At 68.6% G+C, this 487-nt stretch carries 1 protein-coding gene; it reads left to right on the top strand.

Features of this window, described 5'->3' with window-relative positions; all coding sequences use genetic code 11:
* Nucleotides 1-209 precede the first annotated feature (209 nt).
* The coding region (locus C1I97_RS40880; protein WP_220040908.1) for a hypothetical protein at nt 210-487 on the top strand (278 nt) is incomplete at its 3' end.

Raw genomic sequence — 487 nt, 5'->3', positions numbered from 1 at the left:
CGCCCATCCACCCCTCAGGAGACACCATGCCCACCACCGCACAACTGCTCATCGCCTACCGCGAGGAACTGAAAGCCGCAGGCCTCGACCACGACCTCGTCAACGACCTGGTCAAGGACGCAGCCCAGACCATCGTCATGAACGACGGACTCCGGGTCAGGACCAAGGAGTAGGACGTTTGCTGCGCCGGACGTAAGGAGGCTGAGCAGGTGGTGTATCTCGGCCCACTCCACCATGGGGAGGCCGACGCGGACATCGTGGCCGGCAGCCTGGTCGACGCGCTCACGAACTGGGACATGATCGCCTGCGCCGGGGGGTGCCCTCGCCCCTGGCGTCGCTGGCGCTGGCAGGCGCCTCGCATCTGGACCTGCCCCGGCTGCCGCACACGGTGGACGGCCGAGGGCCGCACGTGGGTTGAGGTACTCAGCCCGTCGCAGGTCAGGCGCTTGGAGGCCGAGCTCGGGCTGACGACCGGCCCCTCTACGAC

Origin of the sequence: Streptomyces sp. NTH33, from assembly GCF_003236365.1 — a bacterium.
In the GTDB taxonomy this organism is placed as follows: domain Bacteria; phylum Actinomycetota; class Actinomycetes; order Streptomycetales; family Streptomycetaceae; genus Streptomyces.
This window is presented reverse-complemented; position numbering and strand designations above follow the sequence as displayed.